This window comes from Mycobacterium sp. TY814 (genome assembly GCF_030755175.1).
Taxonomy (GTDB): Bacteria; Actinomycetota; Actinomycetes; order Mycobacteriales; family Mycobacteriaceae; genus Mycobacterium.
In genome coordinates this window covers 1154466-1176868 of the sequence record NZ_JAUFRY010000001.1, presented here as the reverse complement: position 1 = coordinate 1176868, position 22403 = coordinate 1154466, and the positions used below count along the sequence as shown (strand labels likewise).

Sequence of the window (22403 nt, the reverse complement as noted above, 5' to 3'; positions counted from 1 at the left end):
TCGCTATTGACAGCCCAGGACGCGCTACCTAGCATCGCTAGCATGTCTAGCGTCGATACGAGGAGTGCCTAATATGCCCCTTTCCCACCTCGCACAACTTGCGGCGTTGCTCGCCGTAGTCGGCAACGGGGTTGTCTACGGCACCGATGTGTTCTGCGCGATCGTCTTGCGACCGGCGCTGGCCCAAGTTGACGACCGGGCCCTGTCCGCGGTCAGTGGATTCGTGCACCGCTATGGTGACCGGCGGATGCCCGTGCCGGGGGTGCTCGGCGTCGCCATGGCCGCCATCAGCGCCGTTTTCGCCGCACTGGCCGCGCAGTGGACCCAGGCCATTTCGGCCGGGGTGGCTGTGGTGCTGTTGGTGGCCTGGCTGCTGCTATACCTCCGCGTGAGTGCGCCGATCAACCGAAAGCTCACCGCCGCCGCCGACGACGGCCGGGTGTTGCCGAATTTGCGAGCACTGCAGGCTGATTGGGATCGGATCATCGACGCACGCGCCTTACTGCAAGGACTCGCGCTCGTCGCGCTGTGCCTGGCCATGATCGCCTGATCGGGAAAGTGCACCCGAATGATAAACGCACCGAAAACCGTTGGGCGCCTTCTCATGCGGGCCGCACCTCTGATCAATGCGCCGGTGGCCGCGGCGGCCGGTTCGCGCCGATTCGGCGGGCTGGTGAATCGCAACATCACAATGCTGACCTACACCGGGCGGCAGTCCGGGCGCGAGTTCAGCATCCCGGTGGCCTACCGGCGCAGCGGTGAACAGGTCATCATCCACGCCAACCTGCCTCAGACGAAGACGTGGTGGCGCAACTTTCTCGGCGAGGGCGGCCCGCTGACCCTGCGACTCAACGGGATCGCGCGCGCCGGGCACGCGGTGGCCACCCGTGACGACAACGGCCGCGTCACCGTCATCGTTCGCCTGGATCAGACGACGGCGTGACTGCCGATCGCACGGGCGATCAGCTTGCCGTCCTGAAAGACCTCCGCCTCCGAGGCAACGACGCGGCGGCCGACCCTCGTCGTGCGTGCTGTGCAGGTCAACAGGGTCCCGGGAACCGCCGGTCGCAGGTACTGGATGGTGAGGTCGAAGTGCGGCGCCGCCACTCCGTCAGCGAGCGCAGAGTGAACCGCCAGGCCGGTGCTGGTGTCCAGCAGAGCCGCAAGGAATCCGCCGTGGATGGTGCCGCGCTCGTTGCAGTGCTCGGCCGACGGCAGGGCCTCCACAATCGCGTCCTGCCCCTCGGACGGCACGTAGCGAAAACCCAGGAACGCAGCAAAATGACTCCCCACCGCGGGCTGCGTCACTTGCGCTGCTGGCGGGTGGATTCGCGCACCGCCTCGGCCGCATCGCGGAAGATCTGCCCGAAGTCGGGCACTCGGGCGCGTGCGGCGGGCAGTGGGGCGGTCGAGCGCTGTGCCTCCGGCAGGTCGAGGACGAGCCACGCCCCGAAATGGTGGGGCTGCACGCGCAGTAGCAGCGTGTCCAGTTCGTCCTCGAGAACCACGGGGACCGTAACGAATTCGCCTGGTTGCGCCTTGTCGAGGCGACGGCGTACGTCGGTGGCATCGGCGTCCTCGGCGAGGCGCCACCGAAGTTCCTGGCCGGTTCGGTGGGCCGACGAATACAGCACGAGATATTTCCCCACGGGACGAAGCGTAAGGCCTCGGCGCGAGTCGGCAGCGCTCAGTCCAGCAAATTCCAGAACTCGGTCAGCGCGGCCGCGCCGCGGGCGGGGTCCTGCACCATCCACCAGTGCCCGAGGCCATCGAGCACTGCGGTGCGAGCGCCGGCCCGGTCAGCCGCGCGGCGCCGCGTCTCTTCACCGCCGATGTACGGGTCGTCGGTCGCCAGCAACGAAAGCCCGGGCCGGGTTGCGGCGTTCTCGAGTGCGCGTCCCGCTTCGGCCATCGCGGGCTGGGCGGCCGAGCGGTAGAGCGCCAGAATCGCCCGGCCCATCGCCGCGTCCTGCTCGCGGGCAATCGAGGTGGCGATGTCGGGTGGTATGCCGAGCGCACCCATCTGGGCGGCCCGGTCCGCCACCGTCCCGCCCAGCATGGTGTCGACCAGTTGCTCGCCGTCACCGGGCGTCTGCCAGACCTGGGCCATGTCGTGCCACACGTAGTCCGCATCGAACAGGCCGACGGCGTCGCTCGCCCAGCTGCGGACCAGCTCAGGGCGGTGCATCACCACATTCATCACGTGCCCGCCGCCCCAGTCGTGGCCGACCAGGTCGATCGGGCCGCCGATCCGCTCCAGCTCGCCCTCGAGCCAGTCACGATAGGCAAGGTAGGTCGCCGGAAAGTCCTGCGGCAGGGGAGCGCCGAATCCGGGCGGGGACAGCCGCACCACGTCCTCGCGCCCCAGCGCCTCGACCAGCGGACCCCAGAGGGCGTCCGTCTCCGGATTGCCATGCACCAGAACAATCGACACGCTGCCTCCTTCGACGGGTTCCGATTAGGTTTTACTCCCAAGTCGCATTAGTCTTGCGCGCGGTCCGTCATCGACTCAGGAACTCACCTATGCCTCTTCAGCCCACTCTGCGCCGCCCACATTCCGCGCGCAGAGGTCGTACACAGCGTATGAACTGCGTAACGGTTGGCCAGTGCTTCGACATCGACATCACCCGGGACGCCGACGGATGGTTGATCCGGATACCCGAGGTGGACGGGTTCGCCCGGGCCGCCCGCCGGTCGGCAGTCGAACTCGCAGCGCGGCAGTGCATCGCGCGCAAGACCGGCATTCCCATCGGTTACGTCGCGGTGTGGGTCGCCAACGAGATCGGTTGACCTGACCCCTCGTCAGTGCGAGAAGACGGTGAGGTCTCCGGGTTCGTGCTCGAGCACCTCGCGGTTGAAGATCATCATGTACCCGAAGTAGAGGGCGCCCGTGCCGAGCAGGCCGGCCACGATGATCATCGGGACCGTTGCGGCGTCGGGGGAGAGCAGGATGACCAGCGCGCAGACCGACCAGATGAGCGCAGCGATCGCGATCGGTAGCTCGAACCGCCCGATGTCGAAGGCTCCCTCCTGACGATCGAGTCGCTTCCGCACCCCCAAATACAGAACGACGATCATGCCGTACGTCAGTGCCGGAAACACGGTGCCGGAGGTGATGAGCTCCAAGAGGGCGTCGCCCGGCAGCACCGCCAGCACCGCGATTCCTATGACGACGGGCACGACGGTCGCCGGAATCGGCGTCTGGGTGCGGGAATTCACCCGTCGCATGAGCCGGTGCGCGGGGAAACGATCGTCGCGCGACATCGCGAAAATCATGCGCGAGCAACTGGTCAGCGTGACCATTCCACCGCCGAAGAAGGCAATCGCTATGGCGACCAGGAAGATTCGCTCGGTCACCGTGCCGAGCTGATCGTGCATGATCATCGCCACCGGTGAACCGGCGGCCGACACATGCGGGATGTCGTCGATGGCGATCGTCAATGCGATCAGGAACAGCAGGCCGAGCACGCTGGCGGCCGCCACCGATCCCACGATGGCGCGCGGGACACTGCGGAAAGGGTCCTTGGCCTCTTCGGCCATATTGGCCGCGGAGTCGAAGCCCACCAGCGTTCCCAGGCCCACGATCATGACGGCCATCAACCCGCCGCCGAAGGCGAAGTAATTCGGGGCCCCCTCGGTGATGCCGCGCGACGTCAGATTGCCCACCGAGCCGTTCCCCGTCACCGAGACGGCCACCACGAGCGCGATGGCCAACACCACCACGATGGACAACTCGATCGCCACGGCCGCCGAATTGATCAGTGCCACAAGCCGTGTCGAGGCGATCGCCAGCACGGCCTGAATCACCATGACCGTCACGGTGATCAGGCGCGCGGTGCCCTCATCGGGCGCCACGTTGAACAACGGCATCAGACACGTGCTCGCCATCGCGCTGTCGATCGCCATCAACCCGGTGATCAGATAGCAGAAGGTGAGCCAGCCGAAAAACCAGCCGATCTTGGGGTTGGCCAGCCGGGATCCCCACTGGTAGGACGAACCGCTCAGCGGGATGCGCGCCGCGAACTGCGCGATCACCAACGCGATCAGCAGTTGACCGACCGCCGCGACGATCCACGTCCAGATTCCCACCGGGCCCGAGTTGCGTAACAGGTCGTCGTAGGTTCCGAAGATGCCCACCGCCACCGAAATGAAGGCGAAGGAGACCGCGAACACCTGGAAGGAGCCCAGCGTGCGCTTGAGCTCGGGCTCGTAGCCGTATTCCTCGCGAAACTCGGTCATTGAGCCCCCTTGAGTCTTCTCAGATCTTGACGGTCAGCGGCCAGACTTTCCAGATGTCTTCGCAGTATTCGGCAATGGCGCGGTCCGAGGAGAACTTTCCGCTACGCGCGGTGTTCAGGATGGACATCTTGGTCCAGGCATCGCGGTCCTGCCATGCCCGGCTCACTCGCTCCTGACATTCGACGTAGGACGCGAAGTCGGCGCACACCAGGAAGGAGTCGTGGTAGCGCAGGTTGTCGACCAGCGGCCGGAATACCTGATGATCGCCGTGCGAGAACGTCCCGCCGGAAATGAGGTCCAAGACCGCGGTGAGCTCCTCGTTGCTGTCGATGTAATCCGAGGGTCGGTAACCGCTCGCCTTGAGCGCTTCGACCTCCTGCACGTCGAGGCCGAACAGGAAGAAGTTCTCCGGTCCGGCCTCCTCGCGGATTTCGACATTGGCGCCGTCCAGGGTGCCGACCGTGAGGGCTCCGTTGATCATGAACTTCATGTTGCCGGTGCCCGAGGCTTCCTTACCGGCGGTTGAGATCTGCTCGGACACATTGGCCGCCGGATAGATCAGATGGGCGTTCTGCACGTTGAAGTTCGGGATGAACGCCACCTTCAGGAACTTGTTGACCTCCGGATCGTTGTTGATCGTTTCCGCAACGGCGTTGATCAGCTTGATGATCCGCTTGGCAAGGAAGTACCCGGGCGCCGCCTTACCCCCGAAGATGAAGGCGCGCGGGGGAATCGACAGTTCGGGGTTCTGCTTGAGCCGATAGTAGAGCGCGATGATGTGCAACACGTTGAGGTGCTGACGTTTGTACTCGTGAATCCGTTTGACCTGGATGTCGAAGATCCATTCCGGATTCAGCTCCACTCCCGTCGCCGAACGCACGAAAGACGCCAGGCGGGCCTTGTTGTTGCGCTTGATGTCCCGCCACTGCTCCCGGAAGGACGAGTCGTCGACGAACTGCTCCAGTCCCCGCAGCCGGCCCAGATCGGTCAGCCACCCGTCGCCGATGGTGCGGTCCAGCAGTTCCCGCAGGCCGGGATTGGCCAGCGCCAGGAAACGGCGTGGCGTCACCCCGTTCGTCTTGTTGCTGAACCGCTCCGGCCACATCTCGTAAAAGTCTTTCAGCACACTGTCTTTCAGTAGTTCGCTGTGCAGCGCGGCGACACCGTTGACGGCGTGGCTGCCGACCGTGGCCAGGTGCGCCATCCGGACGTTCCGGCCACCGTCCTCACTGATCAGCGACATCCGGCGGACCCGGTCGTGGTCGCCGAGGAACCGGATACGCACCTCGTCGAGGAACCGGCGGTTGATTTCGTAGATGATCTCGAGATGACGGGGCAGCGACTCGCCGAACATCTCCAACGGCCACGTTTCCAGCGCCTCGGGCAACAGCGTGTGGTTGGTGTAGGCGAACGTGGCAACGGTGATGTCCCACGCCTCGTCCCAGTCCAGGTGGCGCTCGTCGAGCAGTAGCCGCATCAGTTCGGCAACCCCGATCGACGGGTGGGTGTCGTTGAGCTGCAGGGCAAATCGCTGGGGGAGTTCGCGCACCGAGACGTCGGCCAGATCGTCCATGATGTGCAGCACGTGTTGCAGCGAACAGGACACGAAGAAGTGCTGCTGCAGCAGTCGCAGCCGCTTGCCCGCTTCCGGCTCGTCGTTGGGGTAGAGCACCTTGGTGACCGTCTCGGAGGTGACCTCGTCCTCGACCGCCTTGTAGTAATCGCCGGTGTTAAAGGCTTCCAGCGCGAACGACTTCACCGCGCGGGCGCTCCACAGCGTCAGCACGTTGCAGGTGTTGACGCCGTAACCCTGGATGGGGGTGTCGTAGGCGACGCCTTTGAGCATCAGGCCCGGCACCCACCGGGCGCGTTCGCGGCCGCTGTCGTCGGTGTAGTGCTCGACGTAACCGCCCCACTTGACCAGGTAGTTGACGTCGGGTTTGGCGATCTCCCAAGGGTTTCCGCTGTCCAGCCAGTTGTCGGTCTGCTCGACCTGCCAGCCGTCGTGAATCTCCTGATCGAAAATGCCGAATTCGTAGCGGATTCCGTAGCCGATCGCCGGGCGCTCGAGGGTGGCCAGCGAGTCCAGGTAGCACGCGGCGAGCCTGCCCAGGCCGCCGTTGCCCAGACCGGGTTCCTCTTCGCAGGCCAGCACCTCCTCGTAGTTCTGGCCCATCGCCGACAATGCTTGTTTGGCCGCCCTTTCCATGCGCAGGTTCAGCAGGTTGTTGCCGAGTTGGGGACCCATCAGGAATTCGGCCGACAGATAGCAGGTCACCTTGCGGCCGAGATCGAGGGACACCTGTGTGGAGGCCACCCGGCGGTCCTGCATCCGGTCGCGCACGGCCAGTGCGAGTGCCTTGTAGTAGTGCTCGGGCCGCAGCGCCGCCGCCGGGCGGCCGATCGAGTAGCGCAGATGATCGGTGATCGCGCGTTGCAGCGCGGCGGCGCCCATCCCCGTACGGGAGTGCTCGGTCAGTTCGGCCCTCCCGGCGGCAGGAATTTCGTCGGAGGGTGTCTGATCGAGATCAGTCATCGTGGGTCCTATTCCCTAGGAATCGCACCGAAACATGGCAGAAGACCGGCAGACAGTCTGTCAGCGATGTTTGCACACCCGGCACGCGAATGCCTTCCGAAACATGAACAGCGGGCTATGTACTCGTTATGCATTAGTCTCACGCTACGATGAAACAGATGGCCAAGAAGGCGGTGACTCCCGGGCCGCGCGACGAGCGCGGGGTGCTGCAAGCACGAATCCTCAACTCCGCCAGGCAGGAATTCGCCACGCACGGCTGGGCGGGGACCACCATCAGGGCTGTCGCCCGCGCCGCCGACGTCGATCCGGCGCTGGTGTATCACTACTTCGGTTCCAAGGAGCGCCTGCTCGACGCGGCGACCGACCCGCCGGCCAAATGGCTGGAGACCGTCGCCGCGACGTGGGCCACGCCCCGCGCCGAGTTGGGCACCCAGCTGGTGCGGGCCGTGCTCGGCGCCTGGGCCGACGACGAGATCGGCCCGGTATTGCGCGCGGTGGTGCTGACGGCTGCGCACGACGAGCGCACCCGGGAGAAGCTGCGCGCGGTGGTCGAGCGCAGCCTCATCGGCGGATCGACACTGGGTACCGACGAGACGGATCGGTTGCGGCGCAGCGGGTTGATCGCCAGTCAGCTGATCGGCTTCGCCCTGATTCGCTTCATCTGGAGAATCGAACCCGTCGCCTCGATGTCCGAGGAGGACGTGGTAGCCGCCGTCGCGCCCAATATTCAGCGGTACATCGACGGAGACGTGGTCGCCAGGCCGGCCAGTACCGGGGGCAGCGGTTCCTGATGCAGGACGCCGAGGCGTTGCGTGGCGCGGGTGAGCGCGACGTAGAGTTCGGCGGCGCCGCGTGGGCCGTCGGCGAGTATCCGCTGCGGATCCACCACCAGAACGGCGTCGAATTCCAGCCCCTTGGTCGCCGACGGAGGCACCGCGCCGGGAACGCCGGGTGGCCCGATCACCACGCTGGTGCCCTCGCGGGACTCCTCGTACTGCACGAATTCCGCTATAGCCGAAGCCAATTGGCCTTCTTGTAGCTGCCGCGACCACGGCGGGACACCGCATGCGCGGACCGACTCGGGCGCCACGACATCGGGTGCGAACTCAGCCAGCAACGCCGCGGCGACGGCCATGATCTCCGCCGGCGTGCGGTAGTTCACGGTCAGCGACCGGTACACCCAGCGGCCGGGCACATACGGTCGCAACATCGCGTCCCAGGACGTCGCTCCGGCCGCGGACCGTCGTTGCGCGAGATCGCCGACCACGGTGAAGGATCGGGCCGGGCAGCGTCGCATCAACACCCGCCAGTCCATTTCGGACAGTTCCTGCGCTTCGTCGACCACCACATGCCGGTAGGTCCAATTCCGGTCCGCCGCAGCTCGTTCCGCCAGTTCACGCAGGTCGTGTTCGACGAACCGGTCGGCCAGGTCCGCGCCATAGAGCAGGTCCTGCGCGAGCAACTGGTCTTCGTCGTCCATCAGGTCTTCCCGGCTGACCATGAGGTCGAGCACCCCGGCCGCATATGCCGCCTCTTCAGCCTGCTCGCGTTCAGCGGTCCGTCTGGCGAGTTCCTCGGCTTCCTTGTTGACGCCCAGCAGGTCCACCAGTTCGTCCAGCAGGGGCACATCGGACACCGTCCACGCATCGCCGACTTCCCGCCAGAGCGCTGGATCGGCACCGGCCGCGCGCAGCCTTTCTGGTGACTCGAACAGCGTGGACAACAGCGCATCCGGAGTCAATATCGGCCAGAGATCGTCGAGGGCGGCGGCGAACGCGGTGTTGTCCGCGAGTTCCTCGATCAGCTCCTCGCGAAGCTTCTCCCACGCGTCCCGGTCCGACCGGGTCAGCCAGCCCCGCCCGATCCTGCCGATCGCGCGCTCGGTCAGGACCCAGGTGACGATGTCGGTGAAAGCGGCGCGGGCCGCATTGTGCGGCAGTCCGGTGGCGCGCGCTTCCTCCCTGGCCCACTGCGCCGTCTCGGCGTCGATGCGCAAAGTCACATCGGACAGCTTGATGAACAGCGGATCCTCCGGCAGCCGTTGATGATCGGCGATCGCGGCGGCGAGCACATCGAGGATTTCCAGGGAACCCTTGAGCCGCGCGGCCGTTGGCTCGTCCTCGTCGGTGATGTGCAGTCCGGGAACCAGGTCGCCGATGGTCATGAAGACCACGGTGGATTCGCCAAGTGACGGCAGGACGCGGCTGATGTGGTCCAGGAACGCCGGATTGGGACCGATGACCAGCACGCCGTGCCGTTCCATCCGCTCGCGCTGGGTGTAGAGCAGATAGGCGACGCGGTGCAGTGCGACCACCGTCTTGCCGGTGCCGGGACCGCCCTCGATCACCAGCACGCCGGAGTGATCCAGGCGGATGATCGAGTCCTGTTCGGCCTGGATGGTTGCCACGATGTCGCGCATCCCGTCGCCACGGGGGGCGTTGATGGCGGCGAGCAGGGCTGCGTCGCTTGAACTTTCGCGCTGGTCACCGTCGCCCGGCCGGCCGAGCACTTCGTCGGTGAAATCGACGACGCGACGTCCGCGGGTGTGGAACTGGCGGCGCCGCCTGATGTCCTCCGGGTTGGCGGCGGTGGCTGTGTAGAACGGGCGTGCCGCCGGCGCCCGCCAGTCGATCAACAACGGTTCGTACTCGTTGTCCTCGTCGAGCAGGCCGATGCGTCCGATGTAGGCCCGGCTGCCCGAAATGCCGTCCAGCCGACCGAAACACAACCCGTCGTCGGCGACATCCAGTCGCTTCATCCGTCGCGCCAGTGCCCGCACCTCGACATCGCGATCCATCGGCGTCTCGCCGTCGCCCCGCAATGCGGTGCTGTACCTCGACTTCGCCTGCGCCCGTTCGGCGTCGAGCCGGGCGTACAGGCCGGTGACGTAGTCCTGTTCCAACCGCAGTTCGTCGTCGAAGTTGGTAGCTGACTCCCGCAATTCACCCCCCAATCCATGGACCCCAACTCAGGCAGCGGCGTCCGGCCAGCACGTCCGGCCAGCAATTGTGCGGCATGAACCGGGCCTTGCCGCAAGCCCCCGGAGCCGTTATAAGGTGAAAAGGGCTTGAAAAAGGCTTTGAGCTCCAATTCGTCGTCTGGAGTCGCCATGACCGGACCGCCGCCCGACAATCCGTACGGTGGCTACCAGCCGCCCGAGGGTTATCCGCCGTATCAGGGCGGCGGTTACCAGCCGCCACCACCGTAAGGGCCCTATGGCGGCTACCCGCCGCCGTCGCCGCAGCCATATGGCGGGTTCTCTCCGCAAGGGCCCTACGGGCAGCCGATGAAGCCCAACAACTACCTGGTGTGGTCCATCATCACGATCTTCCTGTGCATGATTCCGGGCATCGTGGCCACGGTGTACTCCAGCAAGGTTGACGGGTTGTGGGCGCAGGGGCGCTGGGCAGAGGCGAGCAGGTCCGCGAACACGGCCAAGACGTGGGCCATCGTGGGAACGGTTCTCGGCGGGCTGCTGTGGTTGTCCTATCTGGGCAGGATCGGCTCCCACGTTTCCTAACGGTCGTCCGCCAGGCGGGTGATGGCGTCGGTCAGCGCGTCGGTGCTCAGCGGGGTGCCGGTCGCGAGCGGATGCAGCATGGCGCCGTCGAGAAACACCGCGATGGCGTCCGCGGCCCGTCGTCCGACGCGCGGTTCCAGCAGTGCGACGAGACCCTCGTTCCATATCCGGGCCAGGGGCCGCAATTCATCCCGGTAACTCGCTGCCAGGTACAACTCGTTGAGGGTCCGATACTGGTCGTGATCGACGAGGAAGTCGGCGGTGAGCCGCGCCAGCACGGCGGGCAGGTCGGCGTCGGCGTCCAGTTCCCGACGCCATTGCTCCAGCTGCTCCGTCGAGGCGGTGGCTGCGTGCGCCAGGGCTGCTTCCCGCAGTTCGCCTAGGTCGGCGAAATAGTAGGTTGTGGACCCCACCGGGACGTCCGCCTCGGCCGCCACCAGGCGGTGCGTCAGCTGGCCGAGCCCGCGGCGGGCGATCACCCTGGTGGCCGCCTCGACGATCGCCTGACGGCGACCGGCCGGGTCGCGCGGCCGGCGTTCGGGTGCAGCACTCAATGCGCACCCCCGAGGTTCAGCGTGACCACCCCGCCGATGATCAATCCGACACCGATCAGCTTGGCCGCCGACAGGGGTGACCCGAGGAAGACCACCGCGATGAACACGATGACGGCCGTCCCGATCGCCGACCACAATGCGTAGGCGACGTCGGTCTGCATCCCGCGCGAGATGGACAGCGCGAGCAGCGCGAACGACACCGCGTAGCCGAGCAGGCAGATCACCGTCGGCCACGGTCGGGTGAAACCTTCCGTGCTCTTGAGCAGGCTGGTCGCCGCGACCTCCGCGAAGATGGCGACCAGGAGGAACGCATAAGCCACGACAACTCTCCCTTGTGCACAGATATACATGTACAAATGTACACTAGCACTGTGGCGGGCTGTGGCGTGGCGTGCTGCGCGACCGTCAAGCGCCCCAGCGGCCGAGCGCGGCCATCTGTTCCAACCGGGTGATTCCGCCGTCGAGACGTTCGCGCAAGACCTCTCCGGCCATCGTGTAGGGCAGTGCCGCCTCGGGACTGCGCTGGGCCTGGGCGGCGATCGCGTCCATCAGGGACTTCGCCATCGATAGACGCGGGTAGCTTGCGTGGATGGCAGCGGCCGACTGCTCATCAATGAAGTCGGCGTTGCGCCCGAAGTCGATTCCGACGCCTCCGTTGACCAGATAGCAGATCGGCCCGCGGCGCTGGGCGATTCCGAACGAACTGTGCAACGCAATGGCTTCCCATACCGCATCGACCACCGCCCGGTCGCAGCCCTGCTCGGTCAGCAGCTTCGCCGCTAGATCCGCGCCTTCGACCTCGAAGCGCTCTTTGCCGGCGGCGGCGGTGCCGGCGCCGAGATCGTGCAGGACGCAGCCCAGGAACAGAGTCTCGCTGTCGAAATCTGATCCGGGTTGCAGGCCTTCGTGTGCGGCGAGCAGTTCGCCGAACAGGTAGCTGCGGACGCTGTGGTTGAAAACCGCCGACGACTCGGTGGACCGAGCTAATTCTATTGCAGCACAAGCAACTTGGGAGTCGACGAGGGAGGGTATCGTTTGCATGAGCACGACTGTACGAGCCGCGGCGGTGTGGGTGTGAGTGGCGCAGCAGACACCGATCCCACTATTTCGGCCATGTCGGGCCGCAACCGTAACGTGGGCACCATGACGAACGACCTCAACCACCGCGTGGCCGGCTTGTCGCCGGAAGTCCTGAGCCTGTTCCGGTTGGTCTACGGCCTTCTCTTCGCCGGCTACGGCTCGATGATCCTGTTCGACTGGCCCGTTCCGTCCGGGCATCCCATCCGGGTCGGCGACTGGCCGGGCTGGTATGCCGGCGTGATCGAACTCGTCACCGGGCTGTTGATCGCTCTCGGGTTCTTCACCCGTGTCGCCGCGTTCGTGGCCTCCGGCCAGATGGCGGTCGCGTACTTCTGGATGCATCAACCGCTGGCGCTTTGGCCGATCAGTAATCCGCCGGACGGCAACGGGGGAACTCCGGCGATTTTGTTCTGCTTCGGCTTCCTGCTGTTGGTCTTCATGGGGCCGGGCCGGTACGCGGTGGGCGGTAAGCGGTTGCGGCTCAGATGATTCCGGCGACGCGTTCGCTGCAGTAGGTCCGTCTGGGCTGGGGGAAGGTGACGGTGCGTGCTCCCGAGGGGCAGGCCGAGGTGTCCACCGTGTTGTCCAGCCGCGTGGTGATTCGAACGACGGTGCCGCCGGCGCCGCAGCTCACCGCGCGGATGGTCTCGCCATTGTGATCGGAGGAATAACAATGGCTGACAAGGAGATTGGGTATGAAGCACCGCCGCGAACCGTCATGCTCTACGGATAGATACGAGCTGCTGTCCAGCTTGCCGTCGGGACAATTCCCCCCGGCGTCCGCGGTGGCGGCATATTCCAGCACTGCTTCCGGACTGCTGCAGCTCTTGGACTTCCAGCGCTGCTTATCCAGGATCTCGTTGCTGAAGCAGTCGCCCACCGCCAGTCGGGAACTCCGGCCGGCGGCCAGGGCCACCGTGCCCACGACGCCGAGGGCGCTCAAGGCGAGAAGCACGACGCCGGTGACGATCAAGCCGGTGCCGGACTTACGCGGCGGCTGCGGCACCGGCGGATAACCGCCACCGGGATAGCCGGGGAACGCGGGCGGATAACCGGCCGGGTACCCGGGCAGGTAGCCCGGCGGGTAACCGATGGGGGCCTGACTGCGCCGCGCCGAACGAGTGCGCAATCCGATGATCAGCAGGGGCACACCCAGCGCGGTGCAGACCAGTGCGCCGATGACTCCCGCCGCCATCACCGCTGCCTGCATCAGCTGTCCAGGTTGGTGCTGGTGGTGAACTCTTCCCACGCCGAAATCTCGGCCGCTCGGCGTTCGGCGATGTGGCGGTAGGAGAACAAGGCATCCTCGCCGAGCAGCAGGAAGGCAGGGGGCTCGTCGGACTCGACTGCCGTGATGATCACCCCGGCCGCCTTGGCGGGATCACCGGCCTGACTGCCGTGCATCGTGTCGTTCTCGATGCGACGTCGCCCGGCGGTGTCGGCGTAGTCGTCGATGACGGCGGACGACTGGGTCAACGAACGCCCGGCGAAATCCGTTCGGAAAGCCCCGGGTTCGACGACGGTGACCGAAATGCCCAGCGGCGCAAGCTCACCATGAAGTGCTCCGCTCATGCCTTCCACGGCGGCTTTGGCGGCCGAGTAGTAACCCGATCCCACCGGTGTCAGCTGTACGCCGATAGAGGAGATGTTCACGATCGCACCGGAGCGGCGCTCCCGCATGCCCGGCAGCACGGCCTTGATCATCGCGACGGTGCCGAAGAAGTGAGTCTCGAACAGGGCGCGCACATCGTCGTCGTCCCCTTCTTCGATGGCGGCGCGATACCCGTAGCCGGCGTTGTTGACCAGGACGTCGATGCCCTCGAACCGCTCCTGGGCCTGCTGTACCGCCGCGCTGACCTGTTCGGCGTCGGTGACATCGAGGGCTACGGCCAGCGTGCGCTCGGATGCGGTGTCGGCCAGGTCGGCGATTTTCGAGATGTCGCGTGCGGTGATGACGACGTTGTGGCCGGCGTCGATAACCGCTTCGGCGAGGGCGCGGCCGAGGCCGGTCGAGCAACCCGTGATGAGCCAGGTGGACATCGGCGACTTCCTTCCGGTCGAAGGCGTTAAAGCCAGCAGGCGGAACGGAATTCGCGACGTGTCTCGGTCGGCCTAGAATCCCATCTTCTGGCACTTGACGTTTCGGTTCTGACAGTACATTCCGCTACCGGTCCATTCCTTCGGCCCGGGACCCTTCTCAGTGGCGTCCCGGTCACGGGGATCAATCGTCAATCCCGGAACGATGATGAGCAGATCGTCGATGATCTGAGGCGCCGCATCCTCCGGGTCGGCGCGGGCCACGCCGGCGCAGCCCAGCAACGCCGTCATTGCGATCAGGACGGCCAGCAGTGCTGAAGCGAACCTGTGACGTGTCATTGGTCGCCCTTCCTGCCGATGGGCACGATCCCGGCTACCTGCGGAGTCTACTCGCCACGCGGTTTGTCCAGCCTCCCGTGTTTGCATCGCGAACCAGCCACAAACGTGCAACGACTTCGAGTTGCCGCCCCGGCCAAACCCGAGACCGATCAGCCCGTGCTTAGCGTGGAGGCCGTGATGCCGATGTTCGCGGTTGTTCGCCGTGCTGCGGTATTCGCTGTGTGCCTTCTCTTGATGACGCCCGCGGCTGCGGCGACCGCCCAGCCCGGTGCCGAACCGGTGTCAGGCACGGGGTCGCCGGCCGACGGGGTCCTGCCCCCCGGCACGCCCGCGCGGGTCAACACCCCCGATGGCTGGACGCTGGCCCTCGGCGCGAAAGACGAGAAACAGGTTCCCGTCGCGCCGCTGACCACCGCGGCATCGTCCCGCGAATACCTGTCCAGCGGAGTCTTCGTCGCGTCGCTGATCGGGCCCGAACCGCCGCACGGCATCTTGGAAGTGGGCTACGAGATCGGCTGCGGGATAGACATGAGCACCGCCAACGGCGTCACCATGGCCAACGGCGGCGGCATCGCTCCGTCGCTCGGTGCGGAGCTGCCCCTGGGGCCCGGCCAACGCCCGGTGCTACTGCCGCTGATCACCGGCTCGTATAACGGGGTCGTCAGCGTGGGCATGAAGCCCGGCTTCGTGGTCGTGGTGCCGGTGGTGCGGAAAGAGTTCAAAGGTCCGAACCCCTGGATCATGATCAGCGACTTCCACATCAAGATCGACGGATGCGTGGGTCAGTCCTTCATCCGCTCGTACTCCACTCTGACCCGCATCACCGATGAGTCTGACGTGGTGGTGTCCTACGTCGGCACCACCAAGGCCGTCTGAGAGGCCGTCTGAGAGGCCGGGTCAGAGGCCGTCGAGAGGCCGGGTCAGCGGGTGAAGGCCCCACCGTCGAAGCGCTCCAGAGAGACGAAATCGGGGACCGGGCGGCGGCGCAGTTTGGTCAGCTGACGCGGAGGTTTGCCGAGCGGCACCAGCGCCGCGATCGCGTGTGTGGCCGGAATTGCCAACAGCTCGCGGATCGCGTCTTCGCGTGGGATGGCCATCGTTGTGATGGTGCCGCCATAGCCTTCGTAACGGGCGGCCAGCAGGATGCTCCACACCAGCGGGTACACCGAGGCTCCGCCGGCGAGCCCGACGCGGTCCAGCCCCTGATCCAGGGCGGCCACCACGGTCAGGTCGACGGAGACGACCAGGACGACGGGGGCGTTGATCATCGGAGCGACAAACGTCTGGGGAATTTCGGTGTCATCGATGACGTCTTGCGGCACCGCGCTGGGATGCACCGGATTCCAAGGGTTTTCACCGGCCGTCAGCTGGGCGAAATAGCGGCGGGCGGCGGGCGTCCCGAATTCCGCCAGCCGGCGGCGGGTGCCGGCGTCACGCACCACCGTGATGTGCGCGCCCTGCCGGTTGCCGCCGCTGGGCGCGAACCGGGCGTTGTCGAGGATGCGGTACAGGACGTCGTCGGGCAGTGGATCGTCGGTGAATTCCCTTGCGGCGAAAGTGCTTCGCAGCACGTCATAGAACTCCATGGCCCCGCCGTTCCAGCCGGAAGGTGCGTTGAATGCCGGTCGGCTGGGTAGTGACGGTGACTTCCACCGCACCGGTAGGGGCGACCGTGTAGATCTCCTCGACGTCGGGCCCGTCGTGCCAACGGCCCACCGGTTGGCGCCCGAGATCGTCACGGTCGCTCAGGGCCGGGTCGAACGGGAACAGAACGGGATCGTAGGGCGTGACGTCGCCGTCGGGTCGTCCGTTGACAACGCGGCTGCACTCCACGAACCGGAAGTGCCCGATGTTGTGCGCCGCCCGGTACTTTCGGCTGACGACCAGCGGGGTGCGGCCGTCGGCGGGAAGTGCGGCGTCTTTGGGCACGATCGGGTCGAAGACCACGTCCGCTCCGGCGTGCGCCTCTCGGAACACCCCGAAATGCCGCGAAAATCGTTCGGACAGCACGAAACCCGACTCGGTGTCCAGAAATACGGCGAGTCCGATCGCCGTCGCGGCGAACGGGTGCGGCGAGCGTTTGACCCGCTTGTCGCCGAAACTCGCGCGCAGCATCCGCGAAACGATCGGGAAGCTGCCCGCACCGCCCACCACATAAATGCCCGCCACCTCCGACCATGGGACGTCCCTGCCGTCACCCACGGGGTCGTGCAGGACGCGCCCCAGCAGCTCCGTCGTCCTGTCGACCAGTGATGCGCACGCCGCATACACGTCGTCGATCGGACAGGAGAACGGTGGCCGGTCGACGCCGTCGATGACGCTGAGGTCTACCAGGAAACGCCGGGTCTGTGGGCCGACCGCCTCCTTGCGCGTGGCGCACTCTTCCACGAGCAAGTCGTAGGGTGCGCCCTGCAGCGTCGGCAGCTGTGAGTCGGCCAGCACCAACTGCGCGATCGCGTCGTCGAAGTCGTCACCGCCGAGGCGCTGAATTCCCTCGCTGACCACAACCTCGTTGACGTGCCCGGCCATCTTCAGCAGCGAGGCGTCGAACGTGCCGCCGCCCAGGTCGTAGATCAACACATACTCGCGTTTGGCCGTGATCGTGGAGCGGTACCGATGCGCGTACTCCAGTCCTGCGGCCGACGGCTCGTTCAACAGCGCGACGACCTCGAACCCCGCCGCGGCGAAGGCGTCGAGGGTCATAAAGCGTTGGGCGCTGGACGAATTGGCGGGTACGCTGATCGCCGCCTGCACGGCCTCACCGCTGGCGGCCCCGGCATTGGAGCGCTCGGTCAGGTCGCTTTTCAGTTGCGCCAGAAACCCGGCTAGCAGATCGGCCAATCGGTGTTCACGGCCGGCCAGTTGCACGGTGGTCTGCGGCCCGGCGTCGTTCAGCAGTCGCTTGAACGACCGGAGCACCTCCCAGCCCGGCTCGTGGCGCACGGCCGCCGCATCCAACCCGAAGCGCAACTCGCCGTCGGCGTTGGCCGCGATCAGCGACGGCCACGCGTCGACACCGTCGTAGGCGACGACCGGGTAATTGCCACGGTCGACAATCGCTGCGACGGTGTGGGTGGTGCCGAAGTCGATACCGACTCTCATTCCGCACAATTCTAGGGACCGGCAACGCAGTTCGACACCAGCAGGCCCCAGCGCGCCGCGGCTACCGCGTCAGGGTCGCCGCCCGGTGGGCGAGGACTCACTGCGATTCGGCTGAGGTCTGATGCCCGGCTGAGGGCAACTCGTGGTTTGGGCGGATGGATCGAATGCGATGGGTAGGCTCAGTGGGCCGGTCAGCGCGGTCAGCGGCGCCCACGGGGCCGCGCCGGTGCGGCGGGCGTTGGGCATGCGGCGGGTGATGACGGACAGAGCCTCGGCCAGCTCGAGACGGGCAAGATTTGCTCCCAGGCAGTAGTGGGTGCCGGCGCCGAACGTCTGAATCGCGGGGGCCGCCACCCGGCGGATGTCGAGCCGATCGGGATCGTCGTAGACGGCGGGATCCCGGTTGGCGGCCCCTGTGTTGACGACGACCAAGGTGCCCGCCGCGATGGTGAGACCCGCGAGATCGACGACTTCCACGGCAGTACGCAGGGTGATCAGCGTGATCGGCGAATGGCGGATGACTTCCTCGACAGCGTTGACCGCCAGTTCCGGATGCTGACCCAGCAGTGACCATTGACCGGGGTGGTCGCACAGCACGTGTACTGCTGCGCCCAGCTGGCGGCGGGTGGTGTCGTTGCCTCCCATCAGCAGGGCGGCGACGAGCATTCTGAGTTCGTCGGAGCTGAGGCGATCACCGCCGTCTTCGGCGCGGATCAGTTCGGAGATCAGGTCGTCGGTCAACGCGTGGCGCCGGTCGGCGAGCATGTCGTCGAGGTAGGCGTCCAGGGCATCCCAGGCGGTGAGGATGGCCGGCGCCTCGGCAACGGCGTCCCAGCTGAAGGCCTTGATGATGTCATCTGCCCAGCGGGAGAACAGATCCCAGTCCTCGGGCGGTGCACCGAGTAGCGCGCAGATGACCTGGATCGGGTATTGACGCGCGATGTCAGTGACAACGTCGCAGTGCCCGCGAGGGGTCTGCCGGTCAATCAGTCCGGTGATGATGTCGACGACCACGGTGCGCAGTCGCGCGGTCGCTTTAGGTGTGAAGGCTCCGGAAACCAATCGGCGTAGCCGCCGGTGTTCATCCCCGTCGAGGCTCAGAATGTTGGCCGTGACGCGGTCCCACAGGGGTCCGGAGGTGACGCCTTGCGCGGCAAGAAACATTCCTTGCGGCACCCGGAATCGGGGGTCGTGAAGCACGGTCCGCACCAGGTCATAAGTCAGCAACTCGGGCCCGTACGGACCGATCGCGATCGGGCTCTGCTCACGGGCCTGGCTGATGATTGCGTGGGCTTCGTCGGGATGTTGAGCGGCTGCGTAGTTGATCGTCGGCAGCCCGGCTTCGAAAACATTCGGGCTGCCTGAGCGACCATCCATTGTCTCGGTCATGATGCTCCTCTGCGGGCGGGTTGCGGACTCGGCTGACTCGACTGTGGCGTTTCTCCGGCGCCGGATCGTCGGGGACAACGCGTAATTGAGGTCGCCGGACGCCGGTGTGTTTTTTGCGGGTTTCTGCACGATCGGCCCGACAGACCGGCTGCTTCGAGGACGAACGGTCGCCCAGTACGGGATTTCACTGATGTTTGCCGCCGGCAGCCGCTAGATGCTGGCTAGCATGACGGAAACTGATCTGCGCGCGGACATCCCGCCGGTGGATTGGAGTGTGCTGGGCGTGGGCGAGCTGCCAACCGGGACGGTGACGCTGCTGCTTGCAGACGTCGAGGGCTCGACGCGGCTGTGGGAGACCCAACCCGAGGAGATGACGGCGGCCCTCGCGCGCCTTGACCGCACGCTGGTTGACCTGCTTTCCACCCACGGCGGAGTGCGGCCGGTCGAACAGGGGGAGGGTGACAGCTTCGTCGTCGCGTTCGCCCGCGCGAGTCAGGCGGTCGCGTGCGCCATGGAGTTGCAGCGGGCGCCGTTGGCCCCGATCCGGTTGCGTATCGGCGTGCATTCCGGCGAGGTGCAACTGCGCGATGAGGGTAACTACGTCGGAGCGACGATCAACCGCGCGGCGCGGCTGCGCGATCTGGCTCACGGTGGGCAAACGGTGGTGTCCGGCACCACCGAGGACTTGGTAGCCGACACCCTTCCCGCTGACGCGTGGCTGACCGACCTGGGCAGGTACGAATTGCGCGGCATCGCGCGTGCCGAGCGGGTGGCGCAGCTGTGCCAATCCGGTGTCCGCAACGACTTTCCGCCGCTTAGGACGTCGAAATCCGCTGCCGCCGAACATATGCCGGTGCAACTCACCAGCTTTGTCGGGCGCGACGTCGAGATGGGCGGCGTGCGGCGGACCCTCGCCGACGACCGGCTGGTGACCCTGACCGGCGCCGGCGGCGTGGGCAAAACGCGGCTCGCCATACAGGTTGCGGGCCAGGTGGCCGCCGATTTCGCGGATGGCGCTTGGTATGTCGACCTCGCGCCGATCACCGACCCCGATTTGGTGCCGGTCGCGACAGCGGGTGCTCTGGGTCTGGCGGATCAGCCGAGCCGCTCGACAACCGCCGCGCTGGTCCGGTTCGTGGGGGACCGACGGATGTTGGTGGTACTGGACAATTGCGAGCACCTCCTCGACGCGGTTGCCTCGCTGACAGCCGCCCTGTTGACCGCCTGCCCCGCCTTGACGTTCTTGGCGACCAGCCGCGAGCCGATAGACGTGCCCGGCGAGGTGACCTGGCGCGTGCCGTCCCTTTCGCTCGAGGACGATGCCGTGGCGCTGTTTCTGGACCGGGCGCGGCGAGCGCGATCCGACCTCCGGATCGCCGACGACGACGTCGAGACGGTCAAGGAGATCTGTCGTCGCCTCGACGGCATGCCGCTGGCCATCGAGTTGGCGGCGGCTCGGATGCGGGCGTTGTCGCTTGACGAGATCGTGGCCAGTCTTCATGACCGGTTCCGGTTATTGACCGGCGGCGGGCGCACTGCAGTGCGCCGACAGCAAACTTTGCGAGCGTCGGTGGACTGGTCGCACGCGCTGCTGATGGAATCCGAACGGGTGTTGTTCCGCAGGCTTGCGGCGTTCATGGGGGGCTTTGACCTCGCCGCCGCGAGGGCCGTCGCGGGAGGCACCGATATCGAACGCTTCCAGGTGCTCGATCAGCTCACGCTGCTCGTGGACAAATCTCTTGTGGTGGCCGACAACACCGGGGGCCGAACCCGGTATCGCCTGCTGGAAACCGTTCGCCAGTACGCTCTGGAGAAGCTCGACGAGTCGGGCGAGGCGGCCGAGGTGCGAGCCCGTCACCGCGATTACTACACCGCGATGGCGGCGGCGCTCGACGCGCCGGCCGCCACCGGACACCAACGCAGAGTCGAGCAAACAGAATCGGAGCTCGACAACCTGCGGGCGGCCTTCGCCTGGAGTCGGGAAAGCGGCGACATCGAATTGGCATTGCAGCTCGCGTCGTCGCTGCAGCCGCTGTGGCTGACACGCGGCCGCCTGCGCGAAGGAATGAGCTGGATCGATGAGGCGCTGGCGGACCTGGGCAGGATAGACCGCGAGGTCGCGCCGGCAGTGCTGGCGAGGGCGCTGGCCGACGCGGCGCTGTTCGACGGGTGGGTCGGTGTGCCGGAGCGCAGGGAGCAGGCCAACGAGGCGCTCGCGATCGCCCGCCAACTCGACGACCCATCCCTGTTGGTCCGTGCCCTTACCGCCTGCGTTGGTACGGGCGCCTTCAATCCCGAACAGGCGGCGACATACTTCGCCGAGGGCATTGAGTTGGCCCGCGATCTGGGCGACAAGTGGAGATTGAGCCAGCTGCTCGGCTTCCAGGCGTACGCGGCCGCCATGGCAGGAGGCGCTATCTCCGAGAGCGCGGCCGTCGAAGGGCGCGACCTCGCCGACTCGATCGGTGACCGAGTCGCCTCGGGTCAGTGCCGGCTTTGGGGTATCGCCGGCGGGCGGGCGATGCGCGGCGAACTCCAAGGCGCCGAGGACGAATTACGGGAACTACTCGCCGATGCCGAGGCGGCCGGCGATCTGTTGACCAAGTTCAACGCCCTGATGGCGCAAAGCTTCGTGCTGGGATGGCACGGCAACACTGCCGCGGCGCTCGCCGCCGCCGAAACGGCGGTCGAGTCCGCCGCCGAGCTCGGGGCAGCGATCGAGGGACTCGGCTATCTCGCGTTGGGTTGGACGCTCCTGGCCGCGGGAGATGTTGCGGCTGCCAGGGATACTCTCGCTGCGGCTTACGGCCGCATCCCGGACGCCGGCTGGTCTGCAACGAACTTGATGTGGAGAGCCGAAACGGAACTCGCGGCGAACGATCTCGTGGCGGCCCGGCTCTGGGCCGATCAAGCGGTGTCGGCAACTGCGGGATATCACCGAACGCTAGCGCTGAATACTCATGCCCGCGTGGTCCTTGCCGAAGGCCACCCGGAGAGCATCGAGGAGGCCGAAAGGGACGCGTACCAAGCACTGGCGCTTGCGGCCGATTGCGGGGCACGGCTGGGCGTGCCCGACGTTATCGAAAATCTTGCGGGGCTGGCCGCCCGAGCCGTGAGTTACCGGGAAGCGGCCCGACTCTTCGGTGCGGCAACAGCAATCCGGCAACGCACCGGCGAGGCCCGATACAAGATCCACCAAGCTGACTACGAAGCCTCAGTTGCTGCGCTTCGAGATGCCATGGGCCAGAGCGACTTCGATGCTGCCCACGCCGAGGGCGCCGCGCTGTCGACGGGGGAGGCGATCGCTTACGCACGGCGCGGTCGCGGTGAACGTAAGCGCCCGTCCTCCGGCTGGGCTTCGCTCACACCCACAGAACGCGACGTCATACGCCTCGTCAGCGAAGGGCTGAGCAACAAAGACATCGCCGCAAGGCTTTTCGTCTCGCCACGCACCATCGAAACCCATCTCACACACGTCTACACCAAGCTCGACTTGTCTTCGCGAGTGCAACTCGCGCAGGAAGCCACCCGACGTGGACCGTGAACTGGTGCCCGGCGAACGAGAATCACAGAACTCTGAGATGCCGAGGGTCGGGTGATCGGTTTC

23 protein-coding genes are annotated in these 22403 nt (G+C 66.3%); 8 read left to right on the top strand and 15 right to left on the bottom strand.

The window, feature by feature from the left end:
• The first annotated feature begins 73 nt into the window (after window positions 1-73).
• Entirely contained in the window at window positions 74-550 is a 477-nt protein-coding gene (locus QXH22_RS04875) for a DUF1772 domain-containing protein (RefSeq protein WP_306275032.1), read from the top strand.
• 54 nt (window positions 551-604) lie between these two features.
• Window positions 605-943 (top strand): nitroreductase/quinone reductase family protein, encoded by a 339-nt coding sequence (locus QXH22_RS04870; protein ID WP_306275031.1) that lies wholly within the window; start codon window positions 605-607, stop codon window positions 941-943.
• Here the strand turns inward: QXH22_RS04870 and QXH22_RS04865 are convergent.
• The 3 genes from QXH22_RS04865 to QXH22_RS04855 are packed head-to-tail and all read right to left on the bottom strand — an operon-like array spanning window position 928 to window position 2434.
• Complete coding sequence (locus QXH22_RS04865) at window positions 928-1308, bottom strand: PaaI family thioesterase (RefSeq protein ID WP_306241590.1); 381 nt, start codon at window positions 1306-1308, stop codon at window positions 928-930. The two genes, QXH22_RS04870 and QXH22_RS04865, sit on opposite strands and share 16 nt — an antisense overlap.
• Entirely contained in the window at window positions 1305-1649 is a 345-nt protein-coding gene (locus tag QXH22_RS04860) for a hypothetical protein (RefSeq protein WP_306241589.1), read from the bottom strand. The genes QXH22_RS04865 and QXH22_RS04860 overlap by 4 nt, the downstream gene beginning before the upstream one ends.
• Before the next feature lie 38 nt (window positions 1650-1687).
• Window positions 1688-2434, bottom strand: coding sequence for an alpha/beta fold hydrolase (locus QXH22_RS04855; protein WP_306275030.1), 747 nt, complete (start codon window positions 2432-2434; stop codon window positions 1688-1690).
• 149 nt (window positions 2435-2583) lie between these two features.
• On the opposite strand from QXH22_RS04855, the gene QXH22_RS04850 reads away from it, so the two are divergent.
• Window positions 2584-2790 (top strand): long chain fatty acid-CoA synthetase Faa4p, encoded by a 207-nt coding sequence (locus tag QXH22_RS04850; protein ID WP_306241587.1) that lies wholly within the window; start codon window positions 2584-2586, stop codon window positions 2788-2790.
• Window positions 2791-2802: 12 nt separating this feature from the next.
• Here the strand turns inward: QXH22_RS04850 and QXH22_RS04845 are convergent, their stop codons facing one another.
• The gene (locus QXH22_RS04845; RefSeq protein ID WP_306241586.1) at window positions 2803-4239 is read right to left on the bottom strand and encodes an APC family permease; all 1437 of its coding nucleotides are present in this window, start codon (window positions 4237-4239) and stop codon (window positions 2803-2805) included.
• 19 nt (window positions 4240-4258) lie between these two features.
• Window positions 4259-6775, bottom strand: coding sequence for a glycogen/starch/alpha-glucan phosphorylase (locus QXH22_RS04840; RefSeq protein ID WP_371934154.1), 2517 nt, complete (start codon window positions 6773-6775; stop codon window positions 4259-4261).
• Between the two features lie 149 nt (window positions 6776-6924).
• Here QXH22_RS04840 and QXH22_RS04835 point away from each other — a divergent pair, with 149 nt between their 5' ends.
• Window positions 6925-7566: a TetR/AcrR family transcriptional regulator gene (locus QXH22_RS04835; RefSeq protein WP_370530860.1), complete on the top strand. Its 642-nt coding sequence runs from the start codon at window positions 6925-6927 to the stop codon at window positions 7564-7566.
• Here QXH22_RS04835 and helR read toward each other — a convergent pair.
• Window positions 7503-9716, bottom strand: a complete 2214-nt coding sequence (gene helR / locus QXH22_RS04830; RefSeq protein ID WP_253872619.1) for an RNA polymerase recycling motor ATPase HelR — start codon at window positions 9714-9716, stop codon at window positions 7503-7505. The two genes, QXH22_RS04835 and helR, sit on opposite strands and share 64 nt — an antisense overlap.
• A gap of 345 nt (window positions 9717-10061) precedes the next feature.
• On the opposite strand from helR, the gene QXH22_RS04825 reads away from it, so the two are divergent.
• Window positions 10062-10295: a CD225/dispanin family protein gene (locus tag QXH22_RS04825; protein WP_133436723.1), complete on the top strand. Its 234-nt coding sequence runs from the start codon at window positions 10062-10064 to the stop codon at window positions 10293-10295.
• On the opposite strand, the gene QXH22_RS04820 is transcribed toward QXH22_RS04825, so the two are convergent.
• The 3 genes from QXH22_RS04820 to QXH22_RS04810 form a co-directional block, all read right to left on the bottom strand.
• On the bottom strand, window positions 10292-10849 hold the full coding sequence (locus QXH22_RS04820) for a TetR/AcrR family transcriptional regulator (RefSeq protein ID WP_065162318.1): 558 nt from the start codon (window positions 10847-10849) through the stop codon (window positions 10292-10294). The two genes, QXH22_RS04825 and QXH22_RS04820, sit on opposite strands and share 4 nt — an antisense overlap.
• Entirely contained in the window at window positions 10846-11169 is a 324-nt protein-coding gene (locus QXH22_RS04815) for a multidrug efflux SMR transporter (RefSeq protein ID WP_082977773.1), read from the bottom strand. Before QXH22_RS04815 ends, QXH22_RS04820 begins: the two co-directional genes overlap by 4 nt.
• A gap of 85 nt (window positions 11170-11254) precedes the next feature.
• Complete coding sequence (locus QXH22_RS04810; RefSeq protein ID WP_065162319.1) at window positions 11255-11890, bottom strand: HD domain-containing protein; 636 nt, start codon at window positions 11888-11890, stop codon at window positions 11255-11257.
• A 102-nt stretch (window positions 11891-11992) separates the two neighbouring features.
• On the opposite strand from QXH22_RS04810, the gene QXH22_RS04805 reads away from it, so the two are divergent.
• Complete coding sequence (locus tag QXH22_RS04805) at window positions 11993-12418, top strand: DoxX family protein (protein ID WP_306241585.1); 426 nt, start codon at window positions 11993-11995, stop codon at window positions 12416-12418.
• Here QXH22_RS04805 and QXH22_RS04800 read toward each other — a convergent pair.
• The 3 genes from QXH22_RS04800 to QXH22_RS04790 all read right to left on the bottom strand — a co-directional run bounded on the left by QXH22_RS04800 (window position 12411) and on the right by QXH22_RS04790 (window position 14305).
• Window positions 12411-13139 (bottom strand): hypothetical protein, encoded by a 729-nt coding sequence (locus tag QXH22_RS04800; protein WP_306241584.1) that lies wholly within the window; start codon window positions 13137-13139, stop codon window positions 12411-12413. The two genes, QXH22_RS04805 and QXH22_RS04800, sit on opposite strands and share 8 nt — an antisense overlap.
• Complete coding sequence (locus tag QXH22_RS04795) at window positions 13139-13969, bottom strand: oxidoreductase (RefSeq protein WP_306241583.1); 831 nt, start codon at window positions 13967-13969, stop codon at window positions 13139-13141. The genes QXH22_RS04800 and QXH22_RS04795 overlap by 1 nt, the downstream gene beginning before the upstream one ends.
• A gap of 72 nt (window positions 13970-14041) precedes the next feature.
• A complete protein-coding gene (locus tag QXH22_RS04790) occupies window positions 14042-14305 on the bottom strand; it encodes a hypothetical protein (RefSeq protein WP_306241582.1) in 264 nt (87 codons plus the stop codon).
• A gap of 177 nt (window positions 14306-14482) precedes the next feature.
• Here QXH22_RS04790 and QXH22_RS04785 point away from each other — a divergent pair, with 177 nt between their 5' ends.
• Complete coding sequence (locus QXH22_RS04785; protein ID WP_306275029.1) at window positions 14483-15181, top strand: MspA family porin; 699 nt, start codon at window positions 14483-14485, stop codon at window positions 15179-15181.
• Window positions 15182-15225: 44 nt separating this feature from the next.
• Here the strand turns inward: QXH22_RS04785 and QXH22_RS04780 are convergent, their stop codons facing one another.
• The 3 genes from QXH22_RS04780 to QXH22_RS04770 all read right to left on the bottom strand — a co-directional run bounded on the left by QXH22_RS04780 (window position 15226) and on the right by QXH22_RS04770 (window position 18796).
• Window positions 15226-15891, bottom strand: coding sequence for a nitroreductase family protein (locus tag QXH22_RS04780; protein WP_065162323.1), 666 nt, complete (start codon window positions 15889-15891; stop codon window positions 15226-15228).
• Entirely contained in the window at window positions 15878-17407 is a 1530-nt protein-coding gene (locus QXH22_RS04775; protein WP_065162324.1) for an Hsp70 family protein, read from the bottom strand. The genes QXH22_RS04780 and QXH22_RS04775 overlap by 14 nt, the downstream gene beginning before the upstream one ends.
• Window positions 17408-17476: 69 nt before the next feature.
• On the bottom strand, window positions 17477-18796 hold the full coding sequence (locus tag QXH22_RS04770; RefSeq protein ID WP_306241581.1) for a cytochrome P450: 1320 nt from the start codon (window positions 18794-18796) through the stop codon (window positions 17477-17479).
• 214 nt (window positions 18797-19010) lie between these two features.
• Here QXH22_RS04770 and QXH22_RS04765 point away from each other — a divergent pair, with 214 nt between their 5' ends.
• Window positions 19011-22340: a LuxR family transcriptional regulator gene (locus QXH22_RS04765; protein WP_306241580.1), complete on the top strand. Its 3330-nt coding sequence runs from the start codon at window positions 19011-19013 to the stop codon at window positions 22338-22340.
• Window positions 22341-22403 lie beyond the last annotated feature (63 nt).